Below are 11,424 nucleotides of genomic sequence, written 5' to 3' on the forward strand. Positions count from 1 at the left end.
CGTTCCAGATCATCAGGGAAACGGTCAAAAAGTTATCAAAAACGATAGGCTTTTCCAGTATTTCCTACCTAACACCGCAGTCATCAACTCCTTAGATCTCGATGAACTAGCTCATACTTAGATTCATAGGTAGCTTGCTGTTAGGCCAAGTCCAACTGCTGTTAGTCAATTTATCATGAATGATTTGGTTACTAATTTCGTGATTCTAGCTTAACAGAAGCAAAAATTAGGTATAGCTAAGCGTAGTGAATTGCCAATTTATTCAGAGCTATACTGAGCGTTTAGTTGTCCAGTAGCTGCTGAACTTTATCTTCTATTCGTTCCCCATACTTTATTTTGGCTATTAGAATTCCTTTAGGGTCAGCTAATAGCAACGTGGGATACTCAACAAGATTATATAGTTCATTAATTCCACTTTTAGCACTCGTAAACTCAGCTGTTTGTACCCAGGTCATGCCGTATCGGTCAATGGCCTTTAGCCATTTCGCTCGGTCAGTTGGCCGTTCAAGAGCAATGCTTACAATAGCTAAACGGTCCCCAAATTTTGTATGTACTGCTTTTAATTCAGGTATTCCCTGTATACACGGAATACACCAGGTACCCCAAAAGTCAAGTAGTACATATTTACCCTTAAATGAATTTAGAGATACAAGCTTACCTTTTGCATCAGACAAGTTAAATAAGGGCAATTTTCTACCAATACGAGGTCGGTTACGAACATTATATAGTCGAGTAATGGCTTTTTGCGCCCAATAGCTGCTTCTTACTGGTGGGCTCAAACTTGCTAACAATTTATCAAGTTGATCAAAAATGGTAATGTCATACATAGCTTGCCAATACAGTAAATAAGCCGCCGTTAGGGAGGCAGGATGCTGCTTAATAAATTGACGGGTCGCCTGGTATTCCTCCAAAACAATAGGGTCAGCTTCGGCACTTGATTTCCCCTCCTTTTTAAGTTTATAGGGCTTTTCAACTTTATTACGGTAAAGCTCCATTATATTATTTTCTGGTGTACCTGTACACGTAAGGGTAGTACGTGGGCCAAACTCACCTGAAATTGAGATAATTGGCGCATCGAGCCAAATAGACAGTTGGGTAGATGGATTAAGCACTAGCGTAGCAATATTTCCATCTGTCACTGGCATTTGATGAATAAATTGCCCCTGATGGGCTTTTACTGAGTCATTCATAAACATGCCTTGTCGCGTATAGCGTACAACCACCGAACGATTACCCAGTCCGATAATATTCGCTTTAATTTTGTAGATGGATTGACCAAATGATGCGCTAACAGCTATAATTTGACAACCGGATATACAGGTTAATAGGCTTATAATCAGTAGTTTTCTCATGGTATAGTAAGTTAGGTAGCAATATAACTAATTTTATAGTTTTATGTTGCATATTTATAGTTGCATTATTAATTAACAGAGCATAAACCAGCGTTTTTACTAGAAGGGGATTTCGGAATGCCTATTCAATTCCAGCTCTATATTTAACAAACCAAGCAGTTAACTACTATGAGCTCACGCAAAACCCCAACCCTCAATAACTATTTGCCTCATACCCGCTAACTTTTCTCCACTCGTATCGGTTAAGTGTGCAAACTCAGGTGATTTACAGCTTCTAATAAGCGAAAGGGAACAAACATCAAACAGGTTCTCACACAAAAAACGCTGACCCTATCAGAATCAGCGTTTTTCCAATGCATTTACAGAGCCTGCCTATATGTCCAATATAAAGCAATCAGAAATGTTATATTCAAATATTGTACCAAGTAGTAACATATTTGGTACAATAAATAGCTAATCTATATTATTTCTCTAGAAATCAGACCCATTAACCAGGTCTCCATATGAACTGATTTAAGAAGTACATCTATTATAAGGATGAATACATACAAATAGCATTCAAGTTTGAATAGGCATAATCAGTGATAACGATCAACAAAATCACTTATACCATATAGTGCTTAGCGTATAGAAGCTGTATTTTGTGGCGACTTCGCTTAAGTCGCATCTTTACCGCACTGGGTTTAATCATGTACAAGTGAGCAATCTCATCAATGGTCAACCCATCTTCATATTTAAGGCGAAGCAGTGCACGTTCCTCAACAGAAAGTGTCTCCATCGCCTGCCGGACCAGTTGAAGGGTTTCTTCATGGAGCTGGGCTTCGGGTAAATCAGGCTTGTCATGGGCCATGTCATCTGGCTGCCACGTGGTTGTTGGTAATCGTTTGGCCAGGCGAAGCTGATCAGCGCAATAGTTGTAGGCAATTGAATAAAGCCAAGTAGAGAAAGAAGAACGATTTTGAAATGAATCAAACTTTTCGAAGGCTTTGATGAAAATATCCTGGGTATAATCTTGTGCCATCTCAGCATCTTTTGTCATACTCAAGCATGTTCTATAAACCTTGTTAACATACTGATTATAGAGGGATTCAAATGTATCAAGTGGTGGGTTAGTACCAAGCCGCTGTTGCAGCTGATTAGCTGTTAATGAAGTACGTTTCATGAAAGTGCTAGTTTATGGGCTAGATAACGAGTACAGTTACAAAACCAGCTTGGTGCTATAAAAGGTTTTATCGTACTATATATACACTATCGCCAGAACGGCACTCAAATTGAATTGTAAGTGACCTGAATAACAATTATCTATCCTATGTCGATAGATAAGGATATTACATGCAGGTATTTTAATATATTTCTACGTCTTCATTTTCACATTAAGATACTTAAAATTTATTAGACGGTAGTTAAAGTTACTATATCTACAGTAAAATCCTATCCATGTAACTGTGGCCTTTAACTGACCAATAATCCCATAAGATATGGATACATATGACTGTGAGGAGAGAATATTAAAATCGAAGAAAGCCAACAAAGTGACCCAAACAAAGCAAACTTGCCTAAAAAAGTAGCCTCATGGACAAGTACAGCAAAACGAGCCCAATGGCAACAATGAGTGGCCAAACACCTGTTAGTAGTGGTTTTTTCATTGATTAGTAGTGTTACAATCCAATACATGATAGTGGTTTAATATTTACATTCACCCTACAAGCCTGATTGCGGAGTAACATCCCTATGCATTACTTATTCTCAATGTTTACAATCTCTTCACAGCAATCTGCACGGTTTTCTTTTAGAGCAATGCTAAATTCCTGGTTTACTCGTTTCCGGCAGTTAACATCATAGTTTACCAGTAAGCTTAATGTAGCAGTTATACCTCCATTAGCCCAAGTCAAAAGGAAGCTTTTAGCATCTAAATCACAGTCTGAATATAATTTTGTTATAGTAACCTCTGGTTGTCCATAGCTTAATTCCATAGCGCTATTCAACTGAGATGTTGCATAACAGGTAAACTTTATGAGTATGTCATCCTTGAAGAATAAGTATACCGATTTAAGCTCAATGCCAGCCTCCCGGAAGTTATTGATGTAAAATACCCGAACATGTTCACATACTGGAGCGTGGAGGGGTGTATGCGAGACCTTACTAGTAATCAGATTTGATTTAATTTCTACAATTTGACTTTGGGTCGATTTTTCTGTTTTAATAGCTGAATCAACTGTTTCTATTGGCATTCCCGTCTCAGTGGCAATAGCCTGCACAAGGCTACGACTAGCCTTCCCGATCTTAAACCGGCCAATTCCCTCAATTTTATCTTGCGAAAATGCGGGAGTACCAGTACTGAGGGTTACCAACAACAAAACCACTAGATACCCTTTCATCGTTGAGCAGATTTAATCACCAAAAATACCAGGTCAAGTAGCCGCAAACGTGCGGATGGCTTTAGCGAAGCCGGTACTCATACTCAATGTATATAAGGGTATCAACGAAAAGTGCAGGCACATGGATTCATAAAAAACGCCAGCCCTCGTAGAGCCAGCGTTTTTTGGATTACATGCACTTGTAGTTTCAATTCAATCCTCGCCCCTACTTAATTGACTCGGCCGAAAAGGCAATTCAGCACTAGGACTAATTCGTTTGGTACCTCTACCATGAATTCCATTTAGTTCTCTTAAAAAACATTGATCCCATTCCAGTCTAAACAGCCTGGAAGTGGGCCTGACTTGAGTGCTTCTGGTTTAGTAACGTTTACGAAAAGAAGGAAATGTTTATCGGTATTACCTTATCCTATCGGCTAATTCTATTGATTTAACCCGGATAGCTAAAGGCCTTATTTGTAAGTAAAGATTAAGTTTGGTCAATGACCCGTAAACTTTTGCGGGTCATTCCTTTACTCCGCTCATTCGAGACTCCTCGCCTGTTTTTTTGCTACGTTCTTCCCATTATCAGGCAAAGCGATTTCCGCTATTCTATCTTTTTCAAACTCGACGTTCAGCCGCTATATACCATAAGGCTCAACTTGAGGTCGATAGAATATTAAAGAATTACCAGTAATCCGAAGACGATTGCCGAAAGGACAACCAGGGCACAAAGTATATAATTGAGAATGATCGAATGGAGACTTTTGGTATTCATTATTAACAATTTATTGGGCTACGGGATATATTTTTGACTGATTAAAATTAAAAGGTCACTAAATATTTACATATAACAAATAATATAAACAAAAAGCTAGTCGTATCTTAGTCAGATAAAACGTCTCTTACGTTATGATCTTTCTATCAATATTCGTCGCCTTTTGGGCAGGTTACCTGGCCCGAATCGTTCAGCAAATCATTCATAATCAATATGATACCTATCAGGAAGAGAAAATTGAATTAGCCTACACGAAGCGGCTCTGTCGACTTACTGATCAGATGAATCGTTCGCTGCACCTGAACGTGGCACTTCTTGAGGAAAAGAAACAACTTCAACAGCGATTACGTGAACTGCAAGATCAACATGAAAGGACCCTGGCTGCTTTAAACTGAGCTCCTGTTTGATAATTCTCTTAAACAATGTATTCAGCTTTACTTAAACGAGTACTTATATGTTTACTCTGATGGATCAGGTCATGGCTCAGAATGTGTACATTCAGGCGCTTACTGTCCAGGCTGATTATCTGGAAATTGACTTTGCAATAGGCCGTCTAGAAGGGTTATTTCAGCAGTTGATGATGATTAATCCAACCAACCTCCGCCTGGCATCTATATGGGCTATGCTAGACCAGTACATCAGGAATGGATTAAACGAGCTACGGCTTTCCGTCGTTAATGAGGATAAAGAATTCCGGGAGGATACTTTTATGGAGCTTCAGGAAAAGATTTCGTATACAGTGGCACTGCTTTCATGGGTTTAAGATTCCCCCCAGTACTAGCATACGCATTATTGCCACAGATAAAAAATAAATCAATTATATACCATATTCAGTTTTTATAAATTTACTATACAAAAATATTTTCTTTTTACGATTTATGTTAACTTCATAAGCCCTTCGAATTATTTCAGTTTACTTTACATAATGCCAGTATCGCTCCTCATTAAACTGCCCAACAAGGCTTTTTAATGGCTTACTGGTCTTTTGCCTGCTTCCACTAGACTGTCATTGCATGAACCGAAACCGACGCATCTCCTTCATGGTAGCTCTGGGTTTACTGATTACCGTACTCATAGGTATCAACGCACGGCAAACGATCTATCGATTAATCGGAATGAATAATTGGGTAGTGCATACCTATCTGGTGCTCAATAAAACCCAACGTGTATTCGCTTTGCTAACCAATATGGATAATGATTTGCGAGGGTATTTGCAGAGTAACAACCCCTATTTCAAATCAGACTTTGAGCATAGTAAGTATGAAATGACCAAACAGCTCAAAAGCATACAAGTCCTGACAATCGATAACCCGATTCAAGCCAAACGTTTACAAATACTGGATACTCTTTTTCAGTCTAAACTGGCTAGCAGTCGCTCCTTATTTAAAGCTGGTGGCATTCAACAGGGGAAGCCTCGCCTGGATTCCATCGCACATTTTTTGAGCATTAGTAACCAGTTTTATCAAGTATTAAAAGCAACGGAGAGCTACGAAAATGTATTACTCGAAACCCGAGTAGCCCAAAGCGAACGATCTGCTTCCTATGCCACAATCAGCAATCTGGTTGGAGCCATTACGGCTTTAATTATGATCCTGTGGGCTATTTATATGCTTTTTCAATCCTTACAAAAAAGCACCCGTCTTAACCAACAGCTTACTGAAAGCGAACAACAAACCAAGAAATTACTGGATGCAGTACCTGTCTCGGTTGTCATCATTAATCAACATGGTCAGTTCTATTATGCCAACCAGGCAGCTTCTCAATTAATCGATAACATTACGGAGTTTACTACTTATTCAGACGCACTTAACAGGGGTCAGCTCTTCCGCTATCCAGAGGGTGAGCCTTATCCAATTGAGCAGCGACCTACTTTCCGGGCTCTAAAAGGTGAACCAGCCCAGGCCGATGATCTTGAATTTCGGGTAAATGGGAAGGCGATTCAACTCCTGAGTACGGCTTCGCCCGTTTATGATGCACAGGGACAATTACAGTATGTAATTACATCGAGTATCGACATTAGTGAGCGCGTCCAGTCTCAAAAGCGATTACAGGAAGCCAGGAAAATAGCCGAGAAAGCGGCAAAGGTAAAAGAGGATTTTTTAGCCAACATGAGTCATGAAATTCGGACGCCTTTAAATGCAATGCTTGGGTTTTCTGAATTACTGGATACCACAGTTTTGGATCAGGACCAGAAAGAGTTTGTTCGGTTGATCCGAACGGCGGGTAAGAATCTGCTGACCATTGTCAATGATATTCTGGATATATCCAAGCTTGAGGCAGGAATGATTAAGCTGGAATCCATTCCATTCAGTATCCAGATGCTCACCGCTTCGCTCAGGTCGATGTGTCAAGCTTCCGTTTCTGATAAAGGCTTACAGTTGATCGTTAAGGTCGACCCAGACCTACCAACTATTTTCTTAGGCGATCCCACCCGGCTTACTCAAATTATACTCAACCTGCTCAACAATGCCATCAAGTTTACCAAGCATGGGCATATAACGTTGCGTGTTGAACAAGGAGAAAAGGCAACCAGCGAATCTGTACGTGTCCGTTTCATTGTGCAGGATACAGGCATTGGTATTGCCCCGGATATGTTACCAACTATTTTTGAGCGTTTTCAGCAAGCGGATGACTTTACAACCCGGTATTACGGGGGTACGGGACTAGGCCTTAACATCGTCAAAGCCCTAACCGAACTACAGGGAGGTTCCGTTACGGTTACAAGTACCCCAGGCAAAGGATCCCAGTTTATTGTGGAGATACCTTACCTGATTGCCAAAGAACAGATCAGCGTTCATCAGGCTCCTGTTTCCACAACAACGCCCATCGAAGGAAATGTGCGTGTTTTAGTCGTCGAGGATAATTTAATGAATCAAAAACTAGTTCTGCAAGTCCTAAAGCGCTTAGGCTATCAGGCTCAAGTTGCCGCGGATGGGCAAAAGGCGCTGGATCTGCTAAACGGAAATTCATTTGATGTGATCTTAATGGACCTCCAAATGCCCGTTATGGATGGATACGAAACAACTCGCCAGATCCGGTCAAAACTGAAAAGTACAATCCCAATTATTGCCATGACTGCCCATGCCCTACCTAGTGAGCAGGAAGAATGCCTTAAAGTGGGTATGAATGATTTTCTTCCCAAGCCATTCCAGATGGAAGAACTCCAGCTGTTATTGCGAAAATATCTATCCGTCAAGATTTCAGATGACTCAACTTCAACGGTAGACGGACCGCTTATTCCACCTACCACTAGTTTCTCCGTTGAGCCACTCCTAAAGGCCGTAGGCAATGATCAGGGATTAACCATCGAATTACTGGATATCTACCTGGAGGAGACTCCACCGGCTATTGACCAACTCAAGCTAGCGCTAGATCGGCAGGATATAGACGAAATAAAACGAATCGTTCATACCCAACAAGTGCACACAAAAATGCTCGGAATGAGCGAAGCTACCCGCTTAATTCTGGAAACGGAAGCGTTGATTGGGGCAAAGAAAGATTTTGCGGCTATATCTCCGCTTGTTGGGCAGTATATTAAGGAGGTGGAAACAGCCCTACCTCTTATTGAACAATATATGCAGACTACCGTAAATCACAGGGATTAAAATTGAATGCTACTGATTTCTGTATCAGTAAATCAGCAGCATTCAATTCAGTCAAACCAAAATGACTGGAACAGTAACCTGTAAAATTTGAGACGGCTTACTCGGTTAGCTATTATACGCCGTCGATACCGTATCTCCCCCTTCTCCTGTCCAGTTCGTATGAAAAAACTGTCCACGTGGCTTGTCGATCCGCTCGTATGTATGTGCGCCAAAATAGTCTCGTTGTGCCTGCAACAGATTAGCCGGTAACCATTCACTACGGAAACCATCCAAATAGCAAAGTGCCGAGGTGAGTGCAGGAGCAGGAATACCGTTGAGTAGGGCAGCAGCACACACCCGTCTCCATCCGTCCTGGGCTGTTTCTACTTTTTGTTTGAAGAAATCGTCAAGCAATAGGTGTGGAAGGGCAGGATTGGTATCAAATGCTTTTTTGATATCACCGAGGAAGGCAGAGCGGATAATACAACCACCCCGCCACATTAGGGCTATATCACCATAATTCAGTTGCCAGTCATACTCCTTGGCAGCTGCCATAAACAGATTGTACCCTTGCGCGTACGAAATGATTTTGGCACCATAAAGAGCCATTTTTAAATCGTCCAGCAGTTGCGCCTTATCACCACTAAATTCGGGCTTGGGTCCGTTGATCACTTTCGAGGCCTCCACCCGCATTTCCTTTTGCGCTGATAGAAACCGAGCAAATACCGACTCACCAATCAGAGTTAGTGGAATACCCAGATCAAGGGCGGCCGTTCCCGTCCATTTACCTGTTCCTTTTTGCCCAGCGGTATCCAGGATTTTATCCACCATCGGTGTACCGTCTTCATCTTTGTAGGCCATGATGTCGGCTGTAATTTCAATCAGATACGAATCCAGCTCTTCGGTATTCCACTTTTTGAATACCTCATGCATCTCATCAGCACTCATCCCCAGCAGATCTCTCATGATCTGATAAGCTTCGCCAATAATCTGCATGTCGCCATACTCGATCCCATTGTGCACCATTTTCACAAAGTGACCGGCACCGTCTTTTCCTACCCAATCGCAGCAAGGCGTACCATCGTCTACTTTGGCTGCAATTGATTGAAAAATACCTTTCACCGCTGGCCACGCATCCGCACTACCACCTGGCATCATAGAAGGGCCGTGTAATGCACCAATTTCTCCACCAGAAACACCGGTTCCAATATAAAGAAACCCTTTACTTTCTACGTACCTGGTCCTGCGAATGGTGTCTGGAAAATAAGAATTCCCGCCATCAATGATAATGTCGCCCGGTTCCAGATGCGGGATGATCTGTTCAATAAAATCATCCACGGGCTGTCCGGCTTTTACCAGTAACATCACCTTACGAGGGCGTTTTAGAGAAGCAACCAATTCGGCAATAGAATGGGCACCAATGAAGTTTTTTCCGGCCCCTCTTCCGCTGATAAATTTGTCCACTTTTTCAACTGTTCGATTGAAAACAGCTACGGTAAACCCTTTGCTTTCCATGTTAAGCACAAGATTTTCACCCATTACGGCCAGACCGATTAAGCCGATATCTGCAGATTTTGTCATTATGATTTACTTTATTGAAATAGACTACAACTAATACGTATTGCTAATAAAAACCTGCTCATGGCTGCTCCTACTCATATTCATGCTTACGCTTTTTTTTCTATTAAATAGAATAGCTTGCTCAAGTTACTTTGCAAAGGTATGAACATTCTATTCGCCAATATATGCCAAACTGGACTGATTAGTCGAACAGGATGTAAATAGCTCCTATACACGGAAAGTGTTATTCCAAAACTTACTTTGTAATATATACGTAATAGCTGGTTAACACCTGATTTTTGGTAGACATTGGGCTGGGTATTGTGTTTAATGGCGACTATTTTGTTAACAAAGAAATTAAACAGGATACACGAAATTATAAGGATAGGCAAAATCTATTTGTAATTAATATCATATAAATAGTCAATCATTGTTAATAGTTTATTAAAAGGCGTAAACTATAGATATACAGTTTTTTAGTGACTCGAAAATATATGGCAAATTTTTATCCGTTCACTCATAAAAACGGAGTATTGGCAAGGTTTTGGCATCGTTTCATGCAAAAAACTATAATCGTCATGGCCTCTCCCATAACCATCCATTTATTGAAAGAATACATCAAGACATTCATTGCCACGGAAGTAGTCTTTCCGGGTATTCCGCCCCGGCAGTGGGGTGCCGAGTTTAGCCGCCTGGAGTTGAATGCTATATATTCTGGGTTAAGATTTGTCATTAAAAAGGCTCACCCCCTCCAGGACAGGGCCATGCTTGCCGCCTTCGAGCAAATTGACGAGTCGGAGTCGTTGAATTTGCACTGGTTCTTGTACGACTATTGGCGTGAAGTGGTCACCATCTTAGGGCTCTACCCTAATTTGGCTGATAGCTACCTAACTAGTACCCAAGAACGTACTGACTCCATCCGAGCAAATAAATACTGGTAAGCTGTCTCGTCTTACTTCACCATGTATGCACGCGGAAACTAACATTCGTAAATAAACCTATCAGTACCATACGAACAAAAAATGCCGACCCATCCGAGTCGGCATTTTTTATTCCCGTCCAATCACACCATGCATCACATGGGTAGTAACATTAAAAAGAGATTAAAAAGCTATTTATACTGTTGGCTAGCAGTCAGGCATAAATGGCAATTATTGAGCCTATACCTTATGGTTCGATTGGCTATCCACTTAAAACTCTATCCCTTTTAGAGTGATTGTTGTTGAGGGGTATAACTCTACATATCGGCTGATGGCGTCATTGCCTGCCACCCCAATCTGGTGACCTTTATACAGTAAGCTATAAGTATCCTGCCCTGCAATGGCCTGACTAGCACTAACTACATAAACGTTGTTATATGAATAAGTAATTTTCACTTTGCCCGATGTCCCTTTAATCACCAGATTGACGTGTTGTCCATCAATCTGAGTAGCACTTACAGTGCCAGTGGGATTATCATCTCCTATAGTCGGTGTGGTATATCCAACAAGTTGGTAGACACCAGCTACATTATAGGCTGTCGAAGCTTCTACAGACGGTTGACAGGCTGTAAACAAAGAACAACCCAGCCCCAGAAAGAAGATTATTTTTTTCATCATTAGATACAGCCCCGCCCCATTCAATCATCCTTTAGGAGTAAATATACTCAAAATTTCTATATGGCTGCACAACCTTCCTGAGCTGATTTGTACAGAAACAACGGCCATAAAAGAACCAACGACTGTATCAGTAATTAGGGATCAAGTCTAAAAGTTGTGGAGTAACTTGGATTAAGCATATAACTGAGTCAGCCGGTA

Annotated in this window: 9 protein-coding genes; 4 read left to right on the forward strand and 5 right to left on the reverse strand. The window is 41.1% G+C overall.

Annotated elements, in window-relative coordinates; genetic code table 11:
• Positions 1-281: 281 nt before the first annotated feature.
• The 3 genes from ACYVGO_RS28105 to ACYVGO_RS28115 all read right to left on the reverse strand — a co-directional run bounded on the left by ACYVGO_RS28105 (position 282) and on the right by ACYVGO_RS28115 (position 3,730).
• Entirely contained in the window at positions 282-1,352 is a 1,071-nt protein-coding gene (locus ACYVGO_RS28105) for a redoxin domain-containing protein (protein WP_460972099.1), read from the reverse strand.
• Between the two features lie 604 nt (positions 1,353-1,956).
• Positions 1,957-2,514 (reverse strand): RNA polymerase sigma factor, encoded by a 558-nt coding sequence (locus ACYVGO_RS28110; protein WP_142772611.1) that lies wholly within the window; start codon positions 2,512-2,514, stop codon positions 1,957-1,959.
• Positions 2,515-3,088: 574 nt separating this feature from the next.
• A complete protein-coding gene (locus ACYVGO_RS28115) occupies positions 3,089-3,730 on the reverse strand; it encodes a hypothetical protein (protein ID WP_460972100.1) in 642 nt (213 codons plus the stop codon).
• 888 nt (positions 3,731-4,618) lie between these two features.
• Here ACYVGO_RS28115 and ACYVGO_RS28120 point away from each other — a divergent pair.
• The 3 genes from ACYVGO_RS28120 (at position 4,619) to ACYVGO_RS28130 (ending at position 8,089) form a co-directional block, all read left to right on the forward strand.
• The gene (locus tag ACYVGO_RS28120; RefSeq protein WP_460972101.1) at positions 4,619-4,879 is read left to right on the forward strand and encodes a hypothetical protein; all 261 of its coding nucleotides are present in this window, start codon (positions 4,619-4,621) and stop codon (positions 4,877-4,879) included.
• A 59-nt stretch (positions 4,880-4,938) separates the two neighbouring features.
• A complete protein-coding gene (locus tag ACYVGO_RS28125; protein WP_460972102.1) occupies positions 4,939-5,247 on the forward strand; it encodes a hypothetical protein in 309 nt (102 codons plus the stop codon).
• Positions 5,248-5,497: 250 nt separating this feature from the next.
• Positions 5,498-8,089 carry an ATP-binding protein gene (locus tag ACYVGO_RS28130; protein WP_460972103.1) on the forward strand — a complete coding sequence of 864 codons (2,592 nt, stop codon included), beginning with the start codon at positions 5,498-5,500 and terminating at the stop codon, positions 8,087-8,089.
• Between the two features lie 105 nt (positions 8,090-8,194).
• Here ACYVGO_RS28130 and gnd read toward each other — a convergent pair whose 3' ends face one another.
• The gene (gene gnd, locus ACYVGO_RS28135) at positions 8,195-9,649 is read right to left on the reverse strand and encodes a decarboxylating NADP(+)-dependent phosphogluconate dehydrogenase (RefSeq protein ID WP_142772607.1); all 1,455 of its coding nucleotides are present in this window, start codon (positions 9,647-9,649) and stop codon (positions 8,195-8,197) included.
• Between the two features lie 557 nt (positions 9,650-10,206).
• Between gnd and ACYVGO_RS28140 the strand changes: the two genes are divergently transcribed.
• Positions 10,207-10,569 carry a hypothetical protein gene (locus ACYVGO_RS28140; RefSeq protein ID WP_460972104.1) on the forward strand — a complete coding sequence of 121 codons (363 nt, stop codon included), beginning with the start codon at positions 10,207-10,209 and terminating at the stop codon, positions 10,567-10,569.
• Positions 10,570-10,818: 249 nt separating this feature from the next.
• Here the strand turns inward: ACYVGO_RS28140 and ACYVGO_RS28145 are convergent, their stop codons facing one another.
• Positions 10,819-11,226 (reverse strand): hypothetical protein, encoded by a 408-nt coding sequence (locus tag ACYVGO_RS28145; protein ID WP_460972105.1) that lies wholly within the window; start codon positions 11,224-11,226, stop codon positions 10,819-10,821.
• Between the last annotated feature and the right edge of the window lie 198 nt (positions 11,227-11,424).

Source organism: Spirosoma migulaei (assembly GCF_054776855.1).